Below are 24,755 nucleotides of genomic sequence, written 5' to 3'. Positions count from 1 at the left end.
GGGAATTGTAGGAGCGGCTTCCAGCCGCGATCGATTCCAGAATTCCCCAATTCCCCGCTGCCCTAATTCGTATTCCCTCAATTCGTTTTTTCGGTATGCTTCTTCATTGCTTCCATCAACTGCCGCGTTCGCGGCCCTGGCATAGCTTCCCCAATGGTACCGTCATCCACCTTGACGACCGGGACGAGTCCCTTGCTGGTGCCGGTGATGAACACCTCGTCGGCGGCCAGCAGTTCGGTGCGGGATATGTCGCGCAGGTCAATCGCGAAAAGTTCCTGGGCCAGTTCCAGCACCACCTTGCGGGTTACGCCGGAGAGGATGCCCTTCCCGGGCGTCACCAGCCGGTCGCCGATAAAAGCGAAGATGTTGGAGGTGGTGCACTCTAAGGCCAGGCCGTTGCGGTCGATGTACAGGGCTTCGATGGCCCCCTCGGCGGCGGCCTTTTTCAGAGCCAGACTGGCCGAGATATAGTCGATGCTCTTGGCGCCGGGAATCGGGCGCTCCACCTCCCAGGAGATGATTTTGACCCCTTTGGTGTACCAGTGATCCGGGAGTCGCGGTACTGGTGACACCAGCACTAACAGGCGCGGGCTGCCCGACGGGGTCATAAAATCCGTGCTGGACCCCCCGGTGACCACGATGCGGATGTTGGCTTCCGGGATATCATTTTTAGCCAGGGTCTGTTCCACCACCCGGGCGATGTCCGCGTGGGACCAGGGCAGGGTGAGGCCGATTTTCTGGGCGGACGTCTCAAGCCGGTCAATGTGGGCATCCAGGAAATAGGGCCTGCCGTCGTAGGTCCTGAGCAGGTCGAATACGCCGATCCCGCGCAGGATGGCCAGATCGTCCACCGGGATGACCGCCTTTTCCGCCGGTACGAATTTACCGTCGATATAGTAAATTGCCACCTAAACCTCCTCTGGCTGTTTGCAAAAAATGGGTGTACACGTCTCCTGATACACCATTGAATTAAGGGGCTCAAGCGATAACCCCAACGTTGCACAAAAAACAAAACGAACAGCGTTTGACAAATTGAAGGCCGGCAGTTCGAGCTGCGGCGGCGTCCGCTTGAAACGGGTGGAAAAATGGCGGTAAGGATGGTTTCTTTACCCGCCGTGCTTATTTTGACAGTCTGTGCGAATCGCGATATGCCACGCGCGGACAGCGAAAGTCAACAGACCGACCGGACAGAAAAGGAGAGTGAAGCGACGATGGAATCGGTTGAAATCGTAGAAGCGGATCTGAATCGCCAGGATCACCAAAAAGCGGTGGTCGACCTGATCGATGCCTATGCCAGGGACCCCATGGGAAACGGCGGCCCCCTGCCGGTCGATGTCAAGAACGCGCTGATTCCCGGGTTGATGGATCATCCGACGACCCTGATATTTCTGGGAATCATCAACGGCGAGGCTGTCGGCATCGCCGTGTGCTTTATCGGTTTTTCGACATTCGCCGCCCAACCGCTGATCAATGTCCACGACTTGGCCGTGCTGTCCGGCCACCGGGGCAACGGCGTTGGCCGGCAGCTTCTGGCCGGTGTGGAGCGCAAGGCGCGGGACCTGGGCTGCTGCAAAGTGACCCTGGAAGTGCTGGAAAACAACCGCCGGGCCCTGAAGCTATATGCGGCGGCGGGTTTCGCAAGGGCAACGTATACGGTGGAAGCCGGCGGAGCATTGTTTTTTTCAAAGAAGCTGTAGTTTAAGGAACATGAACGGCCATGGAAGACTTTCTGCCCATATCACGATCGGACATGCAGCAGCGGGGATGGAAGGAGCTCGATGTCATCCTGATCACCGGGGACGCCTACGTGGATCATCCGGCCTACGGGGTGGCGCTGATCGGCCGCGTGCTGGAATCCCGTGGATATCGGGTGGGCGTCATCGCCCAGCCCGACTGGCGGACGGTCGCCGATTTCAAACGCCTGGGGCGGCCTAAGCTTTTTTTCGGCATCACATCGGGCAACGTGGATTCCATGGTGGCCAACTATACGGCCAACAAGCGGCCCCGTCAAAAGGACGATTACGCCCCGGGCGGCAAAGCTGGCCTGCGGCCTGACCGGGCGTTGATCGTTTACGCCAACCGCGTGCGACAGGCCTTCAAGGATATACCCGTGGTTATCGGCGGGATCGAGGCCAGCATGCGCCGGCTGGCCCACTATGATTACTGGGACAACCGCGTGCGGCGATCCATTCTCTTCGATGCCCGGGCCGACATCCTCGTCTACGGTATGGGCGAAAACCAGACGGTTGAGATCGCCCGTCGACTTGCCCATGGGGCGACGGCAGGCCACCTCGATCACATTCCCGGCACGGCGGTCATCCGCAAGGACCCGGCATTTTTAGCTGAATTTGTCACCATCCCCGCATGTGAGGTGGTTACCGATGACCACGATCAGTTCAACCTGGCCTTCAAGCGCTTTTACGCGGAGCAGAATCCCGTCACCGCCCGGCCGGTGGTTCAGGCCCACGGCGACCGATACGCTGTGGTCTATCCGCCGCCCATGCCCCTCTCTCCGTCTGAGCTGGACGCCATCTACGAACTCGACTACCGACGGGGCTGGCACCCGATCTACGATGCCGCCGGCGGTGTTCAGGGGTTGGAGACGGTGCGGCATTCCCTGGTGACCCATCGCGGCTGCAGCGGCGAGTGCAACTTCTGCTCCCTGTATTTCCATCAGGGGCGCATGGTTCAGAGCCGCAGCGCCGATTCCATCGTTGGCGAAGCACGACGGCTGGCCCGGGACCCGGCCTTTCGCGGCACCATCACGGATATGGGCGGCCCCACGGCCAACCTTTACGGGGCCGACTGTCCGCGCTGGTCCAAAAAAGGGTTTTGCGACAACAAACGCTGCATGGCTCCCCAGAGTTGTCCCAGCCTCGATCCCGGCTATGACAGAAGCCTGCCCTTGTACCGTCGTGTCAGGGCGGTCCCTGGGGTCAAGCATGCCTTTATCGGCAGCGGGTTTCGCCACGACCTGTTCGGCGGCAGTGGGGCCGACGCTTGTCTGCAGGAGCTGTGCCGATTTCATGTCAGCGGCCAGATGAAGGTGGCGCCCGAGCATGTGTCCGACACCGTGCTGGATGCCATGGGGAAACCTCGCATCGAGACCTATGACGCCTTTGTCAATCGATTCAACCGGATCAACCAGCGCCTTCCCTCTCGGCGATATCTGGTCAACTACTTCATCAGCGCCCATCCCGGTTCGACACTGAGGGATGCGCTGGAAATGGCCCTCTATCTGATCCAGCGGAGGATGCATCCCGAGCAGGTCCAGGATTTCATCCCCTTGCCCCTGACCCTGTCCGGCGCCATGTACCACACGGAAAAACATCCCCTCACCGGCAAGCGGATGTACGTGGCAAAAACCTTTCGCGAGAGGAAGATGCAGCGAGCCCTGGTCCAGTATCGCAACCCGTCCAACCGGCAGTTGATCCGCGATGCCTTGAAGGAATTGAATGCGGGTCACTTGGAAGGGCTTTTTTTCAGTGCGGCTGCGGGAAAGCTGCCTCAAGCATCCGGCAGAGCCGGAGAGCGGAAAGCGAGTCGTGCGGGTTCGCAGCCGAAGCCTGCAGGCAAACCGGTCGGGCGACGACGCGGAAATTCCGCAAAGGCGTCACGCACTAAACGCCGCCGATAGTCTGAACAGCCTCGAGGAGACGCCCATGCAACTGCCCCCCTTCAAACTGGAACGCTACTTCGCCCGATATGAGTTCGCTGTCCGTCATCTGCTATGCAGCTCGGATTGTGAATCGGTGACCGTCAACGATCTACTTTCATTCGAAGCGGATGCGAAAAAGGCCCTTGATCACCTCTGGCTGGGCTACACCGAGCCTCAAGGGGCACCGGCACTCAGGCAGGCGATCTCACGTCTTTACGATACGATCGGACCTGACCAGGTGCTGGTGCACAGTGGCGCCGAAGAAGCCATTTTTCTGTTTATGCATGCGGCGTTGTCCCCCGGGGATCATTTGATCGTTCACTGGCCCTGCTATCAATCCTTATATGAGGTGGCGCGCGCCATCGGGTGCGAGGTGACCTTCTGGCAGGCCAGGGTAGACCATGGCTGGTCGCTGGACCTGGATGAACTGGTCGGCCACATCCGGCCTTCCACGAGGGCCGTGATCATCAACACGCCCCATAACCCCACCGGCTGGCTGATGTCCCGGGATGAATTCGACCGGCTGAACCGGATCCTCGAGGAGCGGGACATCCTGCTCTTTTCCGACGAAGTCTATCGGGAATCGGAATACTTGACTGACGATCGCCTGCCGGCTGCCTGCGATCTCAACCAGCAGGCGGTGTCATTGGGGGTCATGTCCAAAACCTACGGCCTGCCGGGACTGCGCATCGGCTGGGTAGCCACCCGCCATGCCGGCATCACCGACAAAATGGCTGCCATGAAGGACTACACGACCATCTGCAATAGCGGCCCCAGCGAGTTTCTGGCAGAGATCGCCCTGAGACACCGTGGCCGGCTGATAAAGCGCAATCTGGATATTATCGCCACCAACCTGAAGCTCCTGGACGAATTCTTTCAGCGGTGCTCGTCCACATTTGCATGGGTGCGGCCCAAAGCGGGACCCATTGCCTTCGTGCGCCTGATCGGCTGCGAGGCAGACCGGTTCTGCCATGAGTTGGTCCAAAAAAAAGGGGTTCTCTTGCTGCCTGGGAATCTTTATGGAGACGGGGGCAATCATTTCCGCATCGGATTCGGCCGGAAAGACATGCCGACGGCCTTGGCATCGCTGGAACAATTTGTCGGATCGCGGAACCCTTGAGCCTCGCCATCATCCCGTCTGTTCGGATATCCGATGGGAATAATTTTTCTCCTGTGGAAAAATTATACCATGAATTGTGGCCTGTTTTTCCTTCCGGCTGCCAGGCCTAACATAACGCAATTCATAACGTTTTGAATCTGTTGAGATAGCTATTTTTGGCGTTTGCCGGTATGCTACTTGCAGGGTTTCTTAAGGAAAACCGTTGGGCATGGAAGGTAGAATAGCCAAGCGGAAATTGAAACGACACCTACCGGGATGGCTTCTTCCGGCACCGGCAGGAATTGACAGGAACACACATGTACGCAGCGCATGCAATCACTAATAAAAAAATGAATCTAATCGATAAAGGCGGACGGCGTTTTGGTGATGATCGCCGCCTCTACTCCTACAACGGCTATCTGCCCGAGCGCCGGTCCGACGAGGATCGTCGATCGGGGATGGATCGCAGAAGCAAACCCAGAGCGGCCTGATCGCCATGGGCCGCATCGGGAACCTGCGAGCGCGCCACACCCACCCTTTTCGGAGGCGAGGAATGCCCTGATCCCTCTGCCAACCCTTATTGCTTCCAACGATGACCGCGTTTGTCCGAAGGAATAGACGGAGAAAACGAATGGTGAATCGATGCGGCCAAGCCGGCCGCAGGTAACTTTACCCGGGTTTTGGTGTCTTGGAGCTATTCACGGTCATCGTCGCTTTGCGCCTTTTTCAGTGCGGCCGCCAATGCCGCACGATGCAGATCGGCAGCCAAATGGACCGGGCTCTTACCCCAGATCGGGTCCCAGTTGGACGGGTCTGCCGTGCAGAAAAACTGGGTGTCCAAACCCATACGCACCGGTGCGTCTTCAACGCGGGCTCCCTTTATCCGTCGGGCGGCCTCCCAGGTGGCACCGCAGGGCGCCCCTCGGCGCACGGTGACCTCGCTGATGACCCCGTCCAGGATGGTGACCTCGAATTCCGGCGCGCCGAAGCACCGGCTGTAAGCCCCAAGGTTCCGGTGCCGTGCCAGGGCGCAACAGACCGGCGGGGTATGGGTGCCGTCCACCGTCGTTTTCTTTCCGGAGGCCACAATGGGAATGCCCATCCGCTTGCAGATCAAGGCCAGGTCGTGGGACAGGTCAGGATGTTTGAGAAAATCCAATACCAAGTCTGCGGAGATGGTTTCCGGCAGGTATTCGGAAGCGTCGTCCACCACCGGCGGCAGGGGCTGGTCGATCGTGACCAGGGTGATGTCGAATTGGTTTTGGCCGTGACGCTGGATACCTTTGACCTTGCTTTCACCCCGACCGCCCTCCTGGAAGACGAGGATCTTCAAGGGTCGATCGGTGCTGCAGACGTTCTGTTTGTCTCTCATGGCTGGTAGTCCTGTCGCATATTCACGGGTGTATTCACGGGGCCCTGTTCGCTGGGCCTTCGGGCGACAGGGGGGCTGTGAATGGGCATCGCCCCGCATGCCGCAGGACCATAACGGATACCATTGAAGCCGACTGCGGGCAAGGAATTCTTTCTTTGTGGCGATGATGGCACCCGCCAAGCGGATGGGGCGGGTGACATCCGTCAGGTCCCTGACAACCCGTATTGACAAAGCCTGCAACGGCTTTTATGATCCGCCACCATCCATTGACCGACAGCTGAAAGGCTTGGCTAAAAGGAGATTCAACTTCATGGACGCTGAAAATGAAACATCGGACTTCTGGCAGGACCATTCCCTCAAGTTCCTGGAGATGGCTTTTCGCACGGATCGACGGGAACGGCTGGAAAAACCGGACGGATATGGCAAAAAGACCGGGGACTGCGGTGATACGGTGGAATTTTTCATGAATTTGGATGGGGACAGGATCCGCAACCTGTCCTATGACATCAATGGTTGCCTCAATACCAACGCCTGCTGCAATGCCGTGATTGAACTGGTTGAGGGCCGGCCGGTGGACACCGCCTGGGAGGTCACCCCGGAACAGGTCAGCGGGTTTCTCGAGAGTCTGCCTGCGGATCACTTCCATTGTGCCGAACTGGTGGTGGGAACCTTGTACCTGGCGCTGTCCAATGTCCGGGAGAACCGGCGCTCCCCGTGGAAAAAATTGTACGGTTGACCGACTGCGACCCCGTGGTGCGGCACTTTCATTTGTCCTTGACAGAAAAAGGGAAGTTGACTATAGATTCGACTTTGAAATCGGCCGGTTTCCAGCTGTTGCAAAGCCGTTTCCACCGTTGAAATCCGAAGGTTAAAAACTGATGTTGACATTGCGGTTCCGGCCTGCTTGACGCGGGAACCGCCGGGGTGACACCGTAGATGAGTTCTGCACAAATACTGGCGGCCAAAAAACAGGAGATCCTCGAGAGCTGGTTTCAAGCCACGGTTGATTCCTACCCGGCCGAGACGGCGCGGTTCATAAAAAGCCAGAAAGATCCGTTTGCCAATCCGGTGGGGCAGGCGACCTACCGGAGCCTCGAAGCGTTGGTGGAGGCTTTGACCGCGGGGCACGGGCGTGAGGTAATGACCACGGCCCTTGATCCCATCCTGAGAATTCGCGCCGTCCAGACCTTTACCCCCTCCATGGCCACCAGCTTTGTGTTTTCCCTGAAGCAGATTATTCGGCAGCATCTGCCGGGCGATGGCCGTGATGCGGATGTGGATATGAATGCTCTGGACCGGCAGATCGACGAAATGGCCATGGCGGCTTTCGACATTTACGTGGCCTGCCGGGAAAAAATATATGAACTCAAGGCAACGGAATCCCGGAAACAGTTTTTCGGTTCGTTGAAGCGAGCAGGATTGATCGATGAAACCGCGGCAGACGGGCCCGGTTTCTGAAACTTACCTTATAATCTTTCGATTCAGGCATCCGGCAGCGGCTCTGAATTGACCGCAGACGCCTTTACGTGATGTTCTCGATGTCACCCCGGCATCGAGCCGTTGGCGAGAAAACGGTCGTGGACATTCAAATCTGCCAGGCGCCAAGGAGTGAGGTGCGGTTCGATGAATAAAAATTACATGGTTAGCCTCATAGCGGTTATCGCGCTGTTTCTGATCGCCTATGTGGGTACGCAGCAGGGGGCGGGCCTCCAGCTCGTTTTTGGCATCATCGTGCCCTACCTGGCGGTGATCCTGTTCGTTGTCGGTTTTGCCCGCCGTGTAATGGGCTGGGCCGGCTCGTCGGTGCCGTTTAGGATTACAACGACTGGCGGCCAGCAGTCATCCCTGCCCTGGATCAAACAGGCCAAAGTCGACAACCCGTCGTCTACGTTTGGCGTTGTTGTGCGGATGTTCCTGGAGATTGTCCTGTTCCGATCACTATTTCGCAACACCCGCATGAAGCTCAACGGCGACGGCAAACTGAGTTACCAACTGGAGCTTTTCCTGTGGATCGGCGCCCTGGCGTTCCACTACGCCTTCCTCACCGTCTCCATAAGGCATTTGCGCTTTTTCACTGAACCGGTTCCTTTTTTTGTCGGCCTGCTTGAGCAAGTCGACGGCTTCTTCCACATCGAGGTGATGTACGATGCGATCCAAGCCGGCCTGCCCGGGGTGTATCTGTCCGGACTGGTGCTGTTCGTCGCGGCCCTGTATCTTTTCATACGCCGGGTGGTCATTCCCAACGTGCGCTACATCTCCCTGGCGGCTGATTTTTTCCCCCTGTTTCTGATCATGGGCATCGCCCTTTCCGGAATCTTCATGCGCTACGTCGCCAAGGTTGACATTACCGCCATCAAGGAATTGACCATGGGCCTGGTTACTTTCCGGCCGACCATTCCAGAGGGTGTCGACGCCTTATTTTATGCTCATATGTTCCTGGTGAGCGTCCTTCTGGCATACTTTCCCTTCAGCAAACTGATGCACCTGGGCGGCGTCTTTTTAAGCCCCACCCGCAACATGACCGGCAACACCCGGCAGGTTCGGCACGTGAACCCGTGGAACCACCCGGTCAAGGTTCACACCTATGAAGAGTACGAAGACGATTTCAGAGAGAAAATGGTCGAAGCGGGCCTGCCGGTCGTTAAAATGCCCGAAGAACAGGCTTAAGCAAAAAGGAGCTGATAATGGCAGATGAGTTGATCAAACCCGATGAGCTATTGTCACAGATAGATCATCGTTCATCCGGCGCCGGCTGGATGGACACGCCGGTGGATATCCGCAAGGGGATGTATTGCTACGCCTCCAATCCCAAGAGCGTCGAAACGCTGGGCCTCCCCAACGCGCGACCCTGGAATCCATTGGAAGACGACTGGAAATTGCCGGACAACTGGCAGCAGATCGTGTACGAGGGCTTCCGGGAGCGTCTGGACAAATTTCGCTCCTTCAAGGTGTTCATGGACATCTGCGTGCGTTGCGGCGCCTGCTCCGACAAGTGCCACTTTTTTATCGGTACTGGCGACCCCAAAAATATGCCGGTGTTGCGGGCCGAATTGCTGCGCAGCGTCTACCGCAACGACTTCACCACCGCGGGAAAAATCCTCGGCCGTCTGGGCGGTGCCCGACCGATGACCCTGGATGTGCTCAAAGAGTGGTGGTACTACTTGTTCCAGTGCACCGAATGCCGCCGCTGCTCGCTTTACTGCCCTTATGGTATCGACACGGCCGAAATCACCATCATGGGACGGGAAATCCTGAACCTGCTGGGACTGAATATCGACTGGATCGCCACACCGGTGGCCAACTGCTATCGCACGGGCAATCATTTGGGCATTCAGCCGCATGCCTTCAAGGACATGCTCGACTTCTTCGTCGAGGACATCGAGGAGATTACCGGCGTCCAGGTTGATCCCCCGTACATGGAAAAAGGTGCCGACATCCTCTTCATCACCCCGTCTGGGGATGTGTTCGCCGATCCGGGCACCTACACCTGTATGGGGTACATGCTGTTATTCCACTACCTCAAAGAAAAATACGGCCTGAGGGTCACCTGGAGCACATATGCCTCCGAGGGTGGCAACTTCGGCTTTTTTACCTCCCACGAAACCATGAAGCGGCTTAACTCCAAGATGTACGCCGAGGCCAAGCGCCTGGGAGTCAAATGGATTCTAGGCGGCGAGTGCGGGCACATGTGGCGGGTGATCTCCCAGTACATGGACACCATGAACGGCCCGGCAGACTTTCTGGAAGCGCCGGTCAACCCCATCACCGGCACCGTGTTTGAAAATGCCAGGTCGACGAAAATGGTTCACATCGCCGAGTTTACCGCCGACCTGATCAAACACGGCAAGCTGGAACTGGACCCCAGCCGCAACGACAACAAAATCATCACCTTTCACGATTCCTGCAACCCCTCCCGGGGCATGGGCATGCTGGACGAACCGAGGTATGTGATCCGGAATGTGGCCAACCATTTCTATGAGATGCCGGCCAACACCATCCGGGAGCAGACCTTCTGCTGCGGCAGCGGTGCCGGCCTCAACGCCGGCGAGAACATGGAACTGAGAATGGCCGGCGGTTTCCCGCGGGCCAATGCAGTGAAACATGTTCACGAGCAATTCGGGGTGAACATGCTTGCCTGTGTCTGCGCCATCGACCGCGCGGCACTGCCCGCATCCATGGATTACTGGGTGCCGGAGGTCGAGGTGACGGGGCTCCACGAACTGGTGGCCAACGCCCTGATCATGCCCGGTGAAAAGGAAAGAGAAACCGACCTGCGCGGCGAACCGCTGCCGGGAATGGAGGAGTAGCCGATGAAGGACAAAAAGAAGATTCTTGCGGGTCTGGCTGTGTTTATCGCCGCCATCACCTTCCCCTTCTGGTACAACATGGGCAAAGCCGCCCCCGCACCGGAGGTGGAGCTGACCGCCAAGGCCAAAGCCGCCAAAGTCTGTGTCATGCCCACCGCCTATATGAAAGCGGAGCATATGCAGCTGCTGGACGTATGGCGTCACAACGTGGTCAGAAACGGTGAACGTGCCTTCGTCAACGCCGAAGGCAAGCTTTTTGACATGAGCCTCTCCAACACCTGTCTGGACTGCCATTCCAACAAGGCGCAGTTCTGTGACAGATGCCACGACTATGCATCAGTAAGGCCCTATTGCTGGGATTGCCACATCGATAATCCAAAAGGAGAATAAGGTATGAATAACAGCAGAAGACGCTTTCTTCAGATAGCTGGCGTTTCCGCGCTGGGTCTTGGGGCAAAACCCGTACTCAATGCCTTCGCTGCAGAAGGTGAAGGGGCCGGTTTTCATGTGGCCAGGGGAGAAGACTCCCTGGACGCCAAACAATGGGCCATGGTCATCGATACCCGCAAGTTGCATACTTCCGCCGATCTGGAGCCGATCGTCGATGCCTGCCACAAGGTGCACAACGTTCCCACGGCTATCGTGAACAAAAACCACGAGATCAAGTGGATCTGGGAAGCGCACTACCACAATGCGTTTACCGATGACACCAACCATTTTCTCAACGAAGCGGTGGAGCACAGACCGTTCCTGCTGCTTTGCAACCATTGCGAAAATCCCCCCTGTGTGCGGGCCTGTCCCACCCAGGCGACCTTCAAGCGCGAACGTGACGGCATCGTCCTCATGGACTTTCACCGCTGCATCGGCTGCCGGTTCTGCATGGCCGCCTGCCCTTTTGGTGCCCGCAGCTTCAATTTCAGGGACCCGCGCCCCTTCATCCAAGAGACCAACAAGGAATTCCCTACTCGCGCAAAGGGTGTGGTCGAAAAATGCAACTTCTGCGCAGAGCGTCTGGCCGTCGGTAAAATGCCCGCCTGTGTGGAGGCCTCCAACGGCGCCATTGCGTTCGGCGATCTTTACGACGAGCACTCGGAGGTCCGGGAACTGTTGAAAGAAAACTACACCATCAGGCGGAAGCAGACTCTGGGAACCGAGCCGTCCGTCTACTACATCGTGTGAGGTGAGCATGCTTGAATTAGCCGTAAAAGGAAATAAATGGTACTGGGGGTGGATGGTCGTCCTGCTGGGTGTGATCGGCGCCGGCTTCGGACTCTACCTGATGCAGCTCAAGTTCGGCCTGGGAATCACCGGCATGAGCCGGGATGTCTCCTGGGGATTTTACATCGCCAACTTCACCTACCTGGTCGGCGTGGCCGCCGGAGGGGTGATGGTGGTGCTGCCCTACTATCTGCATGACTACAAGGCCTATGGCAAGATCACCATCCTGGGTGAATTCCTGGCCATCGCTTCTATCGTCATGTGCCTGCTATTCATCCTGGTCGACCTGGGGCAGCCCATGCGGGCGCTCAACGTCCTGTTGTACCCGACCCCCAACAGCGTGTTGTTTTACGACGCCATCGTGCTCAACGGCTACCTGTTCCTGAATCTGGTGATCGGATGGAACGTGCTCGAGGCCGAGCGCAACGGCGTGCACTACCAGAACTGGCTCAAACCGCTGATCTACATCTCCATCCCCTGGGCGGTGAGCATTCACACGGTCACCGCCTACCTTTACTGCGGCCTGCCCGGACGTCACTTCTGGCTCACCGCCGTTCTGGCACCGCGTTTCCTGGCATCGGCATTTGCCGCCGGCCCGGCCCTGCTGATTCTTTTGTGCCTGTTCATCCGGCGCTTCACCAATTTCGATCCCGGCAGACAGCAGATCCAGACCCTGGCCAAGACCGTGGCCTACGCCATCTGCATCAACGTCTTTTTTTTCCTGTGTGAGATCTTCGTGGCATTTTACAGCCAGATTCCCGGTCACATGGACCACATCAAGTACCTGTTTGTGGGCCTGCACGGCCATGGCGTCCTGGTGCCCTGGATGTGGGCCTCCATGATCCTCATGACCGCCGGCATCGTTTTGACCGTTACGCCGGCCACGCGCAAGAATGAGACTTCCCTGGCGATCGCCTGCATCGTGATCATTATGGGCACCTGGATCGACAAGGGCCTGGGAATGATCTCGGGCGGTTTCGTGCCCAACCCGATGCATGAGGTCAACGAATACATTCCCACCATGCCGGAGATCGGAATTACTCTGGGGGTATATGCCATGGGCGCCCTGGTGTTGACCGTTCTGTATAAGATGGCCGTGGGTGTAAAAGAAGAGGTTCACGGCTGATCGCCGGACCGGCGTCGTCAGTATCCGAAATGGCGGGGATCCTCCCCGCCATTTTTTTACCACCAACCACCGGAAAAGAAGAGATCCGGTCCAACCCATCCTGAACCGTCACGTGCACGACCACCATGTGTTCGGCGATGATCGATCGGTCGGCGATCGATTCTGCCGAAGCTCAAGCCTTTTTCACTGCCACGATCTTTACGTCGACATAGATGATATCGAACACCAGGTGCATGCCCAGATGTTCGAAAAAGCGCGTGGACCCATAGATGATGTCCCAACGCGTCCGGTCCAGATCAAAATGGGCCTTGGCAGTGATCGTGCCGTCCATGGCCTGGTAGACCGTGGCAGGGAAGGACAAGCCCGCCTTGACGCCCCGCAGGGCCAGTTCACCTTGCACATCGACATTGGGTGCGCTGACATAGGGCTCTTTTCGGGGTGTGCCCGATTGGATCGTAAACGTCGCCGTGGGGAACAGCCGGGTAAAAAAGAAGTCATCTGATTTGAGGTGGGAGATCAGCACCGGTTGCAGCTCGTCTCCCGCCAGGCTCCTGTTTTCGATGGCATCCATGTCGATCTCGAATGTGCCGACCGATTTTCCGCCTTTCACCTCGAGCTCCCCTTTTTTGATGCGCACCGTGCCGTCATGCCTGGTGTTGGGATTGTGGCCGGCCCATTCGACCTGGCTCCGATCCGCATCGACCCGGTAGGTGCCGTCCCGCAATGCCAGCAGCCGTTCGGGCAGGGGCGGCCTGTCGACCGATTCCCCTTCGGCCGGATATCCGGCTGCCTGCCAGCTGCTGATCCCGCCGTCAAGCGTGTAAAGATGGTCAAATCCTTCCCGCTCCAGCTTTTTTGCGGCGACTGCCGCATCCATGCTTTTCTCACTGGCACCATAAAGGACGAGGGGGGCATGTTTGTCCGTGGTGATGGCTGCGATCTGGTCGAGGAAGTTCACCTCGAAGACGCAGGCATGATGGGCTCCCGGCAGGTGGATCGCCTTGAAATGGTCATGGGTGAGGGTGTCGATCAGGATAAAGGGCTTTTCTTCAGCGACCCATCGGTTGACCGATTGCGCTGATATTTTTTGGATGGTGGCCGCTTCCATAATCATTCTCCTTTTTCACCCCATCGGGTGGTTTCAATGCCGGCAGCTGCCCCTCGATCTGCCCGCGCAAGGGTTCGTATCGGGTCGGCAGCATCAGGGCCGTTCCCAGATCGTGAAGCGCTTCGTCCACGCTGAACCCCGGCGGGTCGGTGGCGATTTCGAAGCGTACACCGCCTGGTTCATTGAAATAGATGGACTTAAAATAGGTGCGGTCGCGAACGTCGGTGACGGACAGGCCGTGGCGCTGGAGCCGTTGCCGCCATGCCAGCTGTTCCCGGTTGTCTCGGGTACGAAAGGCGATGTGGTGGACGGTGCCGCCGCCGGGCCGTCCCCGGCCGGCGGACGGATCGACGACCAGATCCAGCAGGTGGCCGGGAGCGTCGGCGTCGTGCATGGCCAACCGGAGGCGGTTGCCCTCCCGTCTGCCGGGCGTCATGCCCATGCCCTCAACGATCGTTCGTTGCGTCTCATCGATCCGGTCTACCAGCAGGGTCGCCGAATGAAATCCAGTGATGGCCGACGGGGAATAGGGTGCCCGCTCAATTGGTTCGTCATTCGGTGTCGTGCCGATGAGCTCCAAGGGCAGGCCGTGGGGATCGGCAAACCGGATGACCGGTTCTCCGAAACGACTGTCGGCGGCAACGGCGATGCCATGCTCTGCCAGGTGCTGTGTCCAATGATCGACCGAGGAGCGGGGTACGGCAAAAGCGACGGCAGAGACCATGCCGGTACCGGGTTTCCCCTGGGGACGCCCCTCCCAGGGGAAGAACGTGAGAAGCGTGCCGGGGCGGCCTGTTTCGTCGCCATAATAGAGATGATAAGTGAACGGATCGTCGAAGTTGACGGTCTTTTTGACGAGTCGCAGCCCCAGTATACGGGTGTAGAAACGGTAATTGTCTGCGGCTGATGCGGCCACTGCGGTGATATGGTGAATACCGCTGATGGATAGGTTGTCTTTGTATGTATGCATTCATGCACCGCGTCGTTTGTCTTGAGATTTAGATGAAAGGCTACAAGATCAGTCGTCCAGGGTGATCTGCCGGGCTTGAAAGCCGATTTTTTTCAGCAGACGCACCAGTTCGGTGCGCTCGTCGCCGGTGAGCGCACCAGCTGCCTTTTCAAGGTTTCGTGCGTGCTGCTGGAAGGCCTTGGAAACCACGCGACGACCGCTCTTCGTCAAGTGGACGAAAAAACAGCGACCGTCTGAGGGGTCTTGAATGCGCTGCACGTGACCCGCCTCTTCCAGCCGGTTGACGGCGGCCGTCATGGAACCGCTGCTCAGGAGGACCTTTTCACCGATCTGGTTGATGGGTAGGGGCCCTTTGTGCAACAGCGCTTCCATGATGGCGAAGTCCGAAAGGGTCAGACCGGTTCGGCGAATGCTCTCGCGATCCACCCGATTCACCGCTTTTGCCGCTTTCCAAAGCACGAGCCGTATGTGTGATCCGGTTTCCATGCATTCAAGGTAAGGGAATATATCTTGATGTCAAGATATATGACATGCCGGGCAAAGTTGGCTGCCTTCAGCAAAACCCGCTCTTTTTGGTATGACCACCGGCCACTTTTCTTTTCAATGGCCGCAGTTTGTGGTAAGCACGTGCTTTAACCATCCTAGCGGGTTTGCGATTTGAAAAGATGGCTCAGAGGATTGCGATATGATCGTCGACGGAAGACAAATCCGGCCCATATGGCTGGATGAAGACCAGATCACCGTAAAGGTGATCGACCAGCGCCAGTTGCCCCACCAGTTTGTCGTGGCCGATTTGACCACGGTGGACCAGGTGATCCACGCCATCCGGGAAATGTTTGTACGGGGAGCCCCGCTGATCGGCGTCACCGGTGCCTACGGGGTGATGATCGCGGCCGTAAACGGCAAGTCGGCTTCCGACCATGCGGAATTCATCGTTCAGGAGTGCGGACGGATCAAGGCTGCCCGGCCCACGGCTGTGAACCTGGCCTGGGGAGTGGATCGGGTGCTTGAGAAGGTGCTTGCCGCCGGTTTCTCGGCCGATCGCATCGACGCCGCCCGCACCGAGTCTGCCGTGATTGCCGAGGAGGAGGCGGAGAACTGCCGCCAAATAGGCCTGCATGGTGCCGGGCTGATCGAGGCCGTCAGCCGCAGAAAAAATGGATCAACGGTCAACCTTCTGACCCATTGCAATGCCGGCTGGCTGGCATGCATCGAATACGGCACGGCCACCGCGCCCATCTACGAGGCATTCAACCGCGGGGTGGATCTGCACGTTTGGGTGGATGAAACCCGTCCGCTGAACCAGGGCGCAAGGCTGACTGCCTGGGAACTGGGCAAGCACGGGGTGCCTCACACGGTGATTACGGACAACGCAGGCGGTCACCTCATGCAACACGGCCGCGTGGACATCGTGATCGTGGGCACCGACCGATCCACCCACACCGGCGACGTGGCCAACAAGATCGGCACCTACCTCAAGGCGCTGGCGGCCAGGGACAATGACATTCCTTTCTACGTGGCCCTGCCGTCCTCCACCTTCGACTGGACCATGACCGACGGGGTGAAAGAGATCCCCATCGAAGCGCGCAACCCAGACGAGGTGCGCTACGTCCAGGGACTGGCCGACGGCCGGATCACCCGGGTGCTGGTGCCCCCCGAATTCAGCCCCGCGGCGGACTTCGCCTTTGACGTCACCCCGGCGCGGCTGGTCACCGCCTTTATCACCGAGAGAGGCATCTGCGGCGCCAGCCAAGCGGAGATCCATGGGTTGTTTCCCGAGCACTGAGACCAGCGATGTGAGCAATGCCATTTGATCAATCCACTATGCCCTTGACAACTCGTTGATAACCATCCATAAAACCGCCCATGCTTACCGAACTTGAAAAGAAAATCATCGCATCCATCCAGGGGGACATTCCCATCGTATCGCGCCCCTATCAGGTGCTGGCCGAAGAGATCGGCGTCTCCGAGGAGACCCTCATCCAGACCCTAGAAGATCTCACCGACCGAGGCGTGATCCGCCGTTTCGGGGCTACCTTGCGTCATCAGAAGTCAGGGTTTCAGGCCAATGCCATGACCGCCTGGCAGGTGGAGGAGAATCGTATCGAAGCGGTGGGGAAAATAATGGCCTCGTTTCGGGCCGTTTCTCACTGCTATCGCCGCGATCCGGCCGACGGCTGGCCTTACAACCTCTACACCATGATCCACGGCAAGAGCGAGGAGGACTGCCGGAACACGGCCCGAAAAATGTCCGAAAAATCAGGGGTGAAAACCTACCAGCTGCTGTTCAGTCGCCAGGAGCTGAAAAAGATTTCGATGACGTACTTTCCCGATGCCATTTAACGTAATTATTCAGAAACGGCATCTTGAACCCCGGCTCCGCGTTCTCACGGTTATGCAATGCTCAACGTAGCCGAGCTACGCCTGCGGTTGCATAACCGCTGCGGCCTTGATCCGGCGCCCAATCTACCATTTCTGAACAATCACGATTGAGTTTCTTCTACCACGGTTAAGGAAAACAAGGTTTGGTCCAAGGCCTTATGACGTAGTGGCTAAATGAAACCCTCCCACGCCCCCCACATTTTGCTGGTCAATCCTTGGGTTCACGATTTCGCCGCCTATGATTTCTGGGCCAAACCGCTGGGGTTGCTGACGCTGGGGGCAATTTTGCGCGATCACGGGGCCCGGATTTCATACCTGGATTGCCTGGACCGGTTTCACCCCTTCGCCAAAGCAGGGCCGCTGCCGCCTGCGCGCTGCGGGCGCGGGCCGTACCTGAAGACGGTTATCGACAAACCGCCGGGACTGGCGGACATTCCGCGCAATTACTGCCGCTACGGCATTCCCGTCGACTGGTTCCGAAACGACCTGGAGTCGCTGGATCCGCCGGACTTGGTGCTGGTCACCTCCATGATGACTTACTGGTATCCGGGCGTTCGTGAAACGGTCGAGGTCGTCAAATCGGTTTTTCGGGGTGTGCCGGTGGTGCTGGGCGGTGTTTATGCCACGCTGTGTGCCGATCATGCGGGGCATAGCTGCGGTGCAGATCGAGTGGTGAGCGGCCCGGGAGAAAGCACCATTCTGCCGCTGGTGGCCGAACTTACCGGGTGGTCGCCCGCGCCCCGGTTCGATCTGCAGGACCTGGATGCGTTGCCGCGGCCGGTCCTGGACCTCGAACACCGCCTGGCGCATGTGCCGGTGCTGACCTCACGCGGGTGCCCGTTCGAGTGCGCCTATTGCGCCTCTCACCGGCTTCAGCCCCGGAGGATGCACCGCAGTCCCGCATCCGTCGTTGATGAAATCGTCCACTGGCATGTGAACCACGGGGTTGACGATTTTGCCTTTTACGACGACGCCCTGCTGGTCGATGCCGAACGGCATGTCTTACCCCTGCTGGAGGGGGTTGTCGCAGCGGGCGTCGTCGTGCGCTTTCACACCCCCAACGCCCTGCATATCCGGGAGATCAACCGCCCCCTTGCCCGGCTGATGTTTCGGGCCGGGTTCCACACCATTCGACTAGGCCTGGAAACCATATCATTCGAAGGGCGGCAGACCATGGATCGCAAGGTGACCGAAGCGGAGTTCGTTCGCTCGGTGGTGCATCTCAAGGCAGCCGGGTTCAATGCCCGCCAGGTGGGCGCCTACCTTTTGGCCGGACTGCCGGGTCAGGAATTCTCGGAGGTCGAGGCGGCCATCGCCCTGGCCAAACAGGCCGGCGTCACCCCGGTGATCGCCCATTACACACCGATTCCCGGCACACCCATGTGGCCGCAGGCCGTGGCCGCATCGCGCTACGACCTCGCGGCCGATCCCATCTTCACCAACAACGCCATTTTCCCCTGCCAAAGCGAGGATTTTTCCTGGGAGGTGCTGACGCGCCTCAAAAACTTGGCCAAGGTTTGAACGCGCATCGTCCAATCCAAGCATCTAGTTCCTTTTCGTGCCACGGACCCTTTCTTGTAGCACCTCGGCGGCGGCGGCGCAGGAGGTGGCGCTTTCCACCGGTTCCAATGATAGGTGGGCAATCACTTTCTGATATTCAGATTGACATGAACACCTGGTTTTTCCTACACTTTAGATATAGCGCGCCAACCGGGCACCTATATTTTGCCTCCCCGCCGATATGCTGCCTTCAGCGCGACACAAAGGAATCCCATCATGCCGCTGACCATCAAAGCCATCGTCTGTGCGGTCGATTTCTCTTCCTTCAGCGCCCTGGTGGTCCGCCACGGCGTGGCCCTTGCACGGCGGGCCGGCTTGCGCCTGTACCTGATCCATGCCGTGCACGACCCCCAGGACGAGGTGCACCCGACAGCGGTGTTCGAGCGGGGAGGGGATCTGGCCCATCTTACCGACGTCGCCCGGAAGCGAATGGGGGCGCTGATGGACGATGCCGCCGTGGATTGGGAGGCGGTGGTGCGTTTCGGGGAACCGGTGGAGCAGACCGTCGACTTCGTTAAAAGTCTGGTGCCGAGTCTGGTGGTTTCCGCCAGTCACGGCGTATCCGGTTTTCGTCGATTTTTCATCGGCACGGTGGTGGAGCGCATGACGCGTGCACTGAACTGTCCCATGCTGGTGGTCAAACCGGGCGAAGGTCACGATCGGTCACACGGTTTTCGTTCAGCCGTGGTCAGCTGTGACAGCCACGGTTACTGGCAGCGGATGGCCCCGTTGCTGCCCCTGCTGCAGTCTGATGTCACTTCACGAATCCACATGGTTCATGCCATGGAAGGACCCATGGAAGAAAAGATGACGGGTGGCAACGCGGTATCTTATGGCCAACTTCAGCAGGCGCTTCAGGATCGCTTGGACCGACGGCTGCGCCAACAGGGGCGGCGGATGTTTCCCCATGCCGATCAGCTTTCCGTAGTAATCGGTCCCGGTGTTCCCCAGGAGATGGTGCTGAGGATCGCCCGGGAGCGGTCATCCGATGTGATCGTCGTGGGTGTGCGCCGTTCCGGCACGGTCAGCCGCTGGATATCCGGTTCTACGACCGAGGCGCTGCTGCGCCGCTCTCCCTGCAGTGTGCTGACGGTGCCCGAGCCGCTGGACACAACCGAGACCGGAGACCATCGACGATGACGGTCACTGGCGTGGTTTGGGACCCCGTCTATCTTGAGCACGTGACCGATGACGGTCACCCGGATCATCCCCGCCGGCTCGAATCCCTCTATCGGCGCCTGCAGGATCCGTCGGTGAACCGCCGGTTCACCACCATTGTCCCGGTGGCTGCCACAGACGAAGAGATCCTTCTGGTGCACAGCCCGTCTTATTTGAACCAGGTCAAGGCTACGGCGACCTGCCAGGCCTCGGCGCTCAGCGCCGATACCTTGACCTGTAGCCGTTCTTTCCCGGTGGCGGCCATGGCTGTCGGCGGCACCATCGAGGCTATCCGGCAAGTCGTTGCCGGAACCCTTTCCCATGCCCTGGTGCTGGCCCGTCCGCCCGGCCACCATGCCGAGCGGACCCGGGCCATGGGCTATTGCATTTTCAACAATGTGGCCATCGGCAGCATGGCGGCGCGCATGGCCATGGGGCTTGCGCGAGTGATGGTGGTGGACTGGGACCTTCATCACGGCAACGGCACCCAACACATCTTCGAACGGGATCCTTCGGTTTTCTTCTTCTCTTCTCACCAGTTCCCCCACTATCCCGGCACGGGCCATTTCACCGAAACCGGCCAGGGGCCGGGGGAGGGGACTACCATGAACGTTCCCTTAGGCCGCGGCCTTGGGGACAGTGAATTTGCGGCCATTTACCAACGATTGCTCACACCCGTGGCGTGCGCATTCGAACCGCAATTGATCGTGGTTTCCGCCGGGTTCGATATCCACGCTGACGACCCGCTGGGAGGAATGAAGGTCTCCCCGGCGGGTTTTGCCGGCTTGACCCGTTTGATTCTCGACATTGCCCGGCAGACCTGCGCCGGTCGGGTGGTTTTCTGTCTGGAAGGGGGATACCACGCCGAGGCGCTGGCCGACTCGGTCCTGGCCATGATCGATGAACTCACCGGACGCACGTCGACCGATGTGGATGCCATGGCGGCAAGTGCCGATCCGCGGCGGCTCAACGCAATTGTGGACCGATGCATTCATTCCCACCGGTGGTTCTGGAAGGAACGATAGCCTATGAACAGGATCAGCATCATGGAAGCGTCTGTCCGCAAGTGGAACCGCATCATTGCCGGCAAAGGATCCGACGGCGGCGTTCTCGATTGTCCCCCCTGCCGGATTTTTTACGTGCTTGTCTGCGTCGGGTGCCCCATTGCCCGGTATACGGGAAAAAAGTTCTGCAAAGGATCGCCCTACATCGAATGGTATTGGCACCAGAACGATGTTCACGGCAAGATGTTTCGACGGGTTTACTGCCCGGAATGCAAACGGCTGGCCCGCAACATGCGGGACTTCATGGTCGAGATCGTCGACCACCTGAAGGCTGAAAAATCGGGGGCTGAAAGCGGCGAGCCATCGTGATGGTCCGGCGACAGACACCTCCGGTTCTCTACACGGACGGGTTTCGGCGATGACTTGGGTGGCCTTGTGCCTGACGGCTGAAACGGCTGTTTTTGTGCTGGCGGGCATTGCATGGTTCCTGTCCAGGGGGTACACTTTTGCCGAAGCCGGGGCCGGCGCCGTGGCCATGGTATTCATGGCCCTTTCACTGATTCATCAGATATCTTTTGTTATCGGGTCTCCGCTGCCCGGTTTTATCCTGGAGCCAGCCATCCTGGCGTGCCTTTTCATTTTTTGGGGCCGCCGGGTGCCGTCCCTGTTCCGCAAACTGGCATCGGCGACCCGCCTGGTCCGCCAGGAGATGTTTTCAGGGTGGACGATCGCAACCGCATGGATGGTGATGGCTGGCCTGGTGGTGCACGGATGGTTGTCGACGGCGTACTTGCCCAGCGACCATCCATGGAACGGCCTGATGACCGGTTCGGCGTTCGGCGGCCTGGGCCAGATGGCGCTAATCGATGCGATCTCCCCGCTCAATGCCACGGCCCTGTTTTACCACACGGCCCGTTTTGGCCTGGGACCCAACGCCTGCGGCTTCGGTGTGCTGGCCCATCTGGCCGTGGGCTTTTCGACATACGCCCTGGCCCGCCGATATGCCTGGCCACCCATGGCATTGACCGTCACCCTGATGGTTCTGAGCATGCCACGACTGGTTTACCTGGGCTTATGGCCCTCGGCAGAGCTGATATCAACTTCGGCCATTGCCTTTTCCATGGTGCTGATCTATCGGCTCCTGGAGCAGCATCAGTCCGGGGACCTACGCTTTTTTTTGCTTTGCATCCTGTTCTCCATTTATGCGAATCCGATGAGTCTCGCCCTGGTCCCGGTGATGGGACTCCTGCTGGTGGTGATCATGATTCGCCGGCACGGATGGCTGCTTTGCCGGGAAATGCTTGCGGACCAACCGCTCTTAACGGCACTGACTCTGTTGCCGGCCATGGGGTTTGCTCAACTACCCGTTTTTGCATGGAATATGATCCATGACCAACCGCTCGTCGGCACGGCCATCGCGTTCGATAACGGCGGTATCATCGGCGCCGCCGTCAACCTGGTCCGCTACCTGCTCATCAGCTTCGACCCGACTGAACCGGTGCAACGAATGCTGGTGTGGCTGGTGGGTCTGGATCTGAGGATTCTGGCGACGGGGGTATACAGCCGCCTGATGATGCCAGTGTTTGGTCATGTCGGGGGGGAGGGCGCGCTTACCTTTATTTTTTCCGGTGGTTCAGGGATGGGCTTCGGCCCCTTTGCCCTGCTGTTGGTGGTGCCGTCGATGATCTACGCCCTGGTTCGGGGGCCGCGGCGCCTCAAGGCGGTGAGTGTGGCGTGGGCGGGATACCTCTACCTGGCGGCCTTGGTGGTCGCCTGGCATCCTGGCAGCCTGGCTGTTCTGAGCCCTGTGTATGTGGCCAACGGCTTTGTCGTTGCCTTCGCCCTGCCTCCCTGGCGGCTTCGACGGCGCGGCATGCGCCTGCTGCAGACGGCCTTCGCCCTTCTGCTGGCCTGGTCGATCGTCAGTGCGGGATCGACCCCGGTCTGATCGATCCTGCACCTTAGGTGTTGAAAATCGGGCCGATGTGGATTACAAAAAAAGAAATAAGGAGATTGATGTGAATTCCACGAACAGGACGCTTGTGACCGTAGCCGTTGTCTTTGCCCTGATTGTCGTCGGCCTGGTAATCTATTTTTTGGTCAATAAATGGCACCGGAACCAGATGGCCGCCGGCCGTCAGCAGGCTCAGAAGGAGTGCCTGGAAGTGATCCAAAAAATGGAGGCGGACGCCGAAGCGATGCGTGCTCAGTTGGAGGCTGAGCGTCAAATGCGTCCGGGGGATGAGGTCTTCCCAACGGTCTTTGGCACCCCGGCACCCGACCGCAATACCGACGCCAAGCCTGCCGACTGCGAAAAGGTGGATGTGCAGGTGCTTTCGTTTTTCAACTACCTGGACAGCCGCTCAAATCTATCGTTCAATGAGGTCGACGGAGGCAGTGCCGGCTTCTTCCGCGAATGTGCGGCTTTGCTCATGGCCGACCCGCCGGTGAACATCGGAGAGATGCAGGAGCTGTTTAGGCTGGTGAAAAATGTGACCCATTTTTACCGGGTACTGGGGAAAAAACGCCTGATGCTGGCCAAGGAAATCCTCGTTTCAGAAGAACGGGTGCTCGAACCGGCCATTGCGGTCTTCTATGCGACCATCGTGGAATGCGGCAAGCCGCTTACCGGTGATGCGCAGCCCTTGTCCATCGATCGACTCTATGATTATGCCGGCTATTTTCTGAATACCTTGGGAGGGCGAAGCTATCTGCTGCGGCGGGAATCCAAGATTCGCATGCTGGTGAATTATTATGCCATCTTGATTGTCGACCGGGCGAACGATGAGAAATTCAATCGCTATGGGATCGATGTACGCCCCTATATCGACTACCTTTTTTATGATATCTCCAACCAAAAAGGACTGACCTATCGGGAACGTTACCTCACCCAGCTTACCGCCCTGCGGAACAAGTACATGTAAAACTTTTGTCATACCGCTTTTCTTGCTTGTAGCCCGTCCCGGTCCCGGTTATGGATACACCGTTTTATAGGCTCTGCGTGTATCGAACCAATAGCTTCAGGACGGTGTCATTCATGAAAATGCCTGAGTTGAAAATAGGTCATTTGATCAGTCGGCTTCCCATAGTACAAGGAGGCATGGGCGTGGGGATTTCCATGTCCGGCCTGGCTTCCGCTGTGGCCAATGCCGGGGGAATCGGGGTGATTGCCGGCGCCATGGCAGGTATCACCGAAAAGGATATTTCCACCGACGGCATAGCGGCCAACTGTAGGGCCCTTTCCCGGGAGATCCGCAAAGCCAGGGAGAAAACCCGCGGAATCATCGGCGTCAATATCATGGTGGCCCTGACCCATTTTGCGGAATTGGTGAAAACCGCCATTGCCGACGGCGTCGACATCATTTTTGCCGGGGCCGGTCTGCCCTTGGATCTGCCTGGTTTTCTCCAAATCGGGGACCGGACGCGACTGGTGCCCATCGTTTCTTCGGGCCGCGCCGCCGCCCTGATCTGCAAACGATGGTTCCAGCGTTACGCTTATCTTCCCGACGCGTTTGTGGTCGAAGGCCCCAAAGCCGGCGGACACCTGGGGTTCAAGGCCGATCAGTTGGACGATCCGGCGTTCAGCCTGGAAAATCTGGTGGGTGATGTCGTTGAACAGATGAAAAAGGTGGAGGCGGAGCACGGCGTCCGAATACCCGTCATCGCTGCCGGTGGCGTGTATGATGGAAATGATATCCGACGATTCCTGGAAATGGGGGCCAGCGGGGTCCAGTTGGGCACCCGGTTTGTGGCCACCCATGAATGTGATGCGGATATAGCCTTCAAACAGTCT

25 protein-coding genes are annotated in these 24,755 nt (G+C 58.5%); 20 read left to right on the top strand and 5 right to left on the bottom strand.

The features are described 5' to 3' along the window. Positions 1-77: 77 nt before the first annotated feature. The gene (locus ABYV26_RS04055; protein WP_372678404.1) at positions 78-908 is read right to left on the bottom strand and encodes an aminotransferase class IV; all 831 of its coding nucleotides are present in this window, start codon (positions 906-908) and stop codon (positions 78-80) included. 303 nt (positions 909-1,211) lie between these two features. Between ABYV26_RS04055 and ABYV26_RS04050 the strand changes: the two genes are divergently transcribed. From ABYV26_RS04050 to ABYV26_RS04035, 4 genes are all read left to right on the top strand, one after another. Beyond that, entirely contained in the window at positions 1,212-1,697 is a 486-nt protein-coding gene (locus ABYV26_RS04050; protein ID WP_372678402.1) for a GNAT family N-acetyltransferase, read from the top strand. Between the two features lie 20 nt (positions 1,698-1,717). Further along, the gene (locus tag ABYV26_RS04045) at positions 1,718-3,637 is read left to right on the top strand and encodes a YgiQ family radical SAM protein (protein ID WP_372678400.1); all 1,920 of its coding nucleotides are present in this window, start codon (positions 1,718-1,720) and stop codon (positions 3,635-3,637) included. A gap of 25 nt (positions 3,638-3,662) precedes the next feature. Continuing rightward, positions 3,663-4,778 carry an aminotransferase class I/II-fold pyridoxal phosphate-dependent enzyme gene (locus ABYV26_RS04040; protein ID WP_372678398.1) on the top strand — a complete coding sequence of 372 codons (1,116 nt, stop codon included), beginning with the start codon at positions 3,663-3,665 and terminating at the stop codon, positions 4,776-4,778. Between the two features lie 296 nt (positions 4,779-5,074). Then, positions 5,075-5,248, top strand: coding sequence for a hypothetical protein (locus tag ABYV26_RS04035; RefSeq protein WP_372678397.1), 174 nt, complete (start codon positions 5,075-5,077; stop codon positions 5,246-5,248). A 203-nt stretch (positions 5,249-5,451) separates the two neighbouring features. On the opposite strand, the gene dfsP is transcribed toward ABYV26_RS04035, so the two are convergent. Further along, positions 5,452-6,129: a DUF166 family (seleno)protein DfsP gene (gene dfsP, locus ABYV26_RS04030; protein ID WP_372678395.1), complete on the bottom strand. Its 678-nt coding sequence runs from the start codon at positions 6,127-6,129 to the stop codon at positions 5,452-5,454. Between the two features lie 310 nt (positions 6,130-6,439). Between dfsP and ABYV26_RS04025 the strand changes: the two genes are divergently transcribed. The 7 genes from ABYV26_RS04025 (at position 6,440) to dsrP (ending at position 12,780) form a co-directional block, all read left to right on the top strand. Next, complete coding sequence (locus ABYV26_RS04025; protein WP_372678393.1) at positions 6,440-6,865, top strand: iron-sulfur cluster assembly scaffold protein; 426 nt, start codon at positions 6,440-6,442, stop codon at positions 6,863-6,865. Positions 6,866-7,065: 200 nt separating this feature from the next. Then, on the top strand, positions 7,066-7,587 hold the full coding sequence (locus ABYV26_RS04020; RefSeq protein ID WP_372678391.1) for an RsbRD N-terminal domain-containing protein: 522 nt from the start codon (positions 7,066-7,068) through the stop codon (positions 7,585-7,587). Between the two features lie 165 nt (positions 7,588-7,752). Further along, entirely contained in the window at positions 7,753-8,796 is a 1,044-nt protein-coding gene (gene dsrM, locus ABYV26_RS04015; protein WP_372678389.1) for a sulfate reduction electron transfer complex DsrMKJOP subunit DsrM, read from the top strand. A gap of 17 nt (positions 8,797-8,813) precedes the next feature. Then, positions 8,814-10,436 (top strand): sulfate reduction electron transfer complex DsrMKJOP subunit DsrK, encoded by a 1,623-nt coding sequence (gene dsrK, locus ABYV26_RS04010; RefSeq protein ID WP_372678387.1) that lies wholly within the window; start codon positions 8,814-8,816, stop codon positions 10,434-10,436. Positions 10,437-10,439: 3 nt separating this feature from the next. Continuing rightward, positions 10,440-10,826 (top strand): sulfate reduction electron transfer complex DsrMKJOP subunit DsrJ, encoded by a 387-nt coding sequence (gene dsrJ, locus ABYV26_RS04005; protein ID WP_372678386.1) that lies wholly within the window; start codon positions 10,440-10,442, stop codon positions 10,824-10,826. Positions 10,827-10,829: 3 nt separating this feature from the next. Continuing rightward, a complete protein-coding gene (dsrO, locus tag ABYV26_RS04000; protein WP_372678385.1) occupies positions 10,830-11,615 on the top strand; it encodes a sulfate reduction electron transfer complex DsrMKJOP subunit DsrO in 786 nt (261 codons plus the stop codon). Between the two features lie 7 nt (positions 11,616-11,622). Next, a complete protein-coding gene (dsrP, locus tag ABYV26_RS03995; RefSeq protein ID WP_372678384.1) occupies positions 11,623-12,780 on the top strand; it encodes a sulfate reduction electron transfer complex DsrMKJOP subunit DsrP in 1,158 nt (385 codons plus the stop codon). 172 nt (positions 12,781-12,952) lie between these two features. On the opposite strand, the gene ABYV26_RS03990 is transcribed toward dsrP, so the two are convergent. The 3 genes from ABYV26_RS03990 to ABYV26_RS03980 are packed head-to-tail and all read right to left on the bottom strand — an operon-like array spanning position 12,953 to position 15,344. Further along, positions 12,953-13,888 carry a YceI family protein gene (locus ABYV26_RS03990; protein ID WP_372678383.1) on the bottom strand — a complete coding sequence of 312 codons (936 nt, stop codon included), beginning with the start codon at positions 13,886-13,888 and terminating at the stop codon, positions 12,953-12,955. After that, positions 13,830-14,858, bottom strand: coding sequence for a ring-cleaving dioxygenase (locus ABYV26_RS03985; RefSeq protein ID WP_372678382.1), 1,029 nt, complete (start codon positions 14,856-14,858; stop codon positions 13,830-13,832). Before ABYV26_RS03985 ends, ABYV26_RS03990 begins: the two co-directional genes overlap by 59 nt. A gap of 48 nt (positions 14,859-14,906) precedes the next feature. Beyond that, positions 14,907-15,344: a MarR family winged helix-turn-helix transcriptional regulator gene (locus ABYV26_RS03980; protein ID WP_372678380.1), complete on the bottom strand. Its 438-nt coding sequence runs from the start codon at positions 15,342-15,344 to the stop codon at positions 14,907-14,909. 199 nt (positions 15,345-15,543) lie between these two features. Here ABYV26_RS03980 and mtnA point away from each other — a divergent pair, with 199 nt between their 5' ends. The 9 genes from mtnA to ABYV26_RS03935 form a co-directional block, all read left to right on the top strand. Beyond that, positions 15,544-16,644: an S-methyl-5-thioribose-1-phosphate isomerase gene (gene mtnA / locus ABYV26_RS03975; RefSeq protein ID WP_372678378.1), complete on the top strand. Its 1,101-nt coding sequence runs from the start codon at positions 15,544-15,546 to the stop codon at positions 16,642-16,644. A gap of 80 nt (positions 16,645-16,724) precedes the next feature. Next, on the top strand, positions 16,725-17,201 hold the full coding sequence (locus ABYV26_RS03970; protein ID WP_372678377.1) for an Lrp/AsnC family transcriptional regulator: 477 nt from the start codon (positions 16,725-16,727) through the stop codon (positions 17,199-17,201). Between the two features lie 213 nt (positions 17,202-17,414). Then, complete coding sequence (locus ABYV26_RS03965; protein ID WP_372678375.1) at positions 17,415-18,761, top strand: radical SAM protein; 1,347 nt, start codon at positions 17,415-17,417, stop codon at positions 18,759-18,761. A 255-nt stretch (positions 18,762-19,016) separates the two neighbouring features. Continuing rightward, positions 19,017-19,940, top strand: a complete 924-nt coding sequence (locus ABYV26_RS03960) for a universal stress protein (protein WP_372678373.1) — start codon at positions 19,017-19,019, stop codon at positions 19,938-19,940. Beyond that, positions 19,937-20,983, top strand: a complete 1,047-nt coding sequence (locus tag ABYV26_RS03955) for a histone deacetylase (protein WP_372678371.1) — start codon at positions 19,937-19,939, stop codon at positions 20,981-20,983. Before ABYV26_RS03960 ends, ABYV26_RS03955 begins: the two co-directional genes overlap by 4 nt. Positions 20,984-20,986: 3 nt before the next feature. Further along, positions 20,987-21,331, top strand: a complete 345-nt coding sequence (locus ABYV26_RS03950; RefSeq protein WP_372678369.1) for a hypothetical protein — start codon at positions 20,987-20,989, stop codon at positions 21,329-21,331. A gap of 49 nt (positions 21,332-21,380) precedes the next feature. Beyond that, a complete protein-coding gene (locus ABYV26_RS03945) occupies positions 21,381-22,910 on the top strand; it encodes a hypothetical protein (protein WP_372678367.1) in 1,530 nt (509 codons plus the stop codon). A gap of 70 nt (positions 22,911-22,980) precedes the next feature. Continuing rightward, positions 22,981-23,886 (top strand): hypothetical protein, encoded by a 906-nt coding sequence (locus tag ABYV26_RS03940; protein WP_372678366.1) that lies wholly within the window; start codon positions 22,981-22,983, stop codon positions 23,884-23,886. 113 nt (positions 23,887-23,999) lie between these two features. Further along, positions 24,000-24,755, top strand: a 756-nt coding sequence (locus tag ABYV26_RS03935; protein WP_372678364.1) for an NAD(P)H-dependent flavin oxidoreductase, incomplete at its 3' end; no start/stop codon positions are given.

This window comes from Desulfosarcina sp. (assembly GCF_041551955.1).
Classification (GTDB): Bacteria; Desulfobacterota; Desulfobacteria; order Desulfobacterales; family Desulfosarcinaceae; genus Desulfosarcina.
This window is presented reverse-complemented; position numbering and strand designations above follow the sequence as displayed.

Bases quoted from the DNA above. Each gene is read 5' to 3' on its own strand.
- ABYV26_RS04050 (WP_372678402.1), top strand. From the start codon at position 1,212: ATGGAATCGGTTGAAATCGTAGAAGCGGATCTGAATCGCCAGGATCAC.
- ABYV26_RS04045 (WP_372678400.1), top strand. From the start codon at position 1,718: ATGGAAGACTTTCTGCCCATATCACGATCGGACATGCAGCAGCGGGGA.
- ABYV26_RS04040 (WP_372678398.1), top strand. From the start codon at position 3,663: ATGCAACTGCCCCCCTTCAAACTGGAACGCTACTTCGCCCGATATGAG.
- ABYV26_RS04035 (WP_372678397.1), top strand. From the start codon at position 5,075: ATGTACGCAGCGCATGCAATCACTAATAAAAAAATGAATCTAATCGAT.
- dfsP (WP_372678395.1), bottom strand. From the start codon at position 6,129: ATGAGAGACAAACAGAACGTCTGCAGCACCGATCGACCCTTGAAGATC.
- ABYV26_RS04025 (WP_372678393.1), top strand. From the start codon at position 6,440: ATGGACGCTGAAAATGAAACATCGGACTTCTGGCAGGACCATTCCCTC.
- ABYV26_RS04020 (WP_372678391.1), top strand. From the start codon at position 7,066: ATGAGTTCTGCACAAATACTGGCGGCCAAAAAACAGGAGATCCTCGAG.
- dsrM (WP_372678389.1), top strand. From the start codon at position 7,753: ATGAATAAAAATTACATGGTTAGCCTCATAGCGGTTATCGCGCTGTTT.
- dsrK (WP_372678387.1), top strand. From the start codon at position 8,814: ATGGCAGATGAGTTGATCAAACCCGATGAGCTATTGTCACAGATAGAT.
- dsrJ (WP_372678386.1), top strand. From the start codon at position 10,440: ATGAAGGACAAAAAGAAGATTCTTGCGGGTCTGGCTGTGTTTATCGCC.
- dsrO (WP_372678385.1), top strand. From the start codon at position 10,830: ATGAATAACAGCAGAAGACGCTTTCTTCAGATAGCTGGCGTTTCCGCG.
- dsrP (WP_372678384.1), top strand. From the start codon at position 11,623: ATGCTTGAATTAGCCGTAAAAGGAAATAAATGGTACTGGGGGTGGATG.
- ABYV26_RS03990 (WP_372678383.1), bottom strand. From the start codon at position 13,888: ATGGAAGCGGCCACCATCCAAAAAATATCAGCGCAATCGGTCAACCGA.
- ABYV26_RS03985 (WP_372678382.1), bottom strand. From the start codon at position 14,858: ATGCATACATACAAAGACAACCTATCCATCAGCGGTATTCACCATATC.
- ABYV26_RS03980 (WP_372678380.1), bottom strand. From the start codon at position 15,344: ATGGAAACCGGATCACACATACGGCTCGTGCTTTGGAAAGCGGCAAAA.
- mtnA (WP_372678378.1), top strand. From the start codon at position 15,544: ATGATCGTCGACGGAAGACAAATCCGGCCCATATGGCTGGATGAAGAC.
- ABYV26_RS03970 (WP_372678377.1), top strand. From the start codon at position 16,725: ATGCTTACCGAACTTGAAAAGAAAATCATCGCATCCATCCAGGGGGAC.
- ABYV26_RS03965 (WP_372678375.1), top strand. From the start codon at position 17,415: ATGAAACCCTCCCACGCCCCCCACATTTTGCTGGTCAATCCTTGGGTT.
- ABYV26_RS03960 (WP_372678373.1), top strand. From the start codon at position 19,017: ATGCCGCTGACCATCAAAGCCATCGTCTGTGCGGTCGATTTCTCTTCC.
- ABYV26_RS03955 (WP_372678371.1), top strand. From the start codon at position 19,937: ATGACGGTCACTGGCGTGGTTTGGGACCCCGTCTATCTTGAGCACGTG.
- ABYV26_RS03950 (WP_372678369.1), top strand. From the start codon at position 20,987: ATGAACAGGATCAGCATCATGGAAGCGTCTGTCCGCAAGTGGAACCGC.
- ABYV26_RS03945 (WP_372678367.1), top strand. From the start codon at position 21,381: ATGACTTGGGTGGCCTTGTGCCTGACGGCTGAAACGGCTGTTTTTGTG.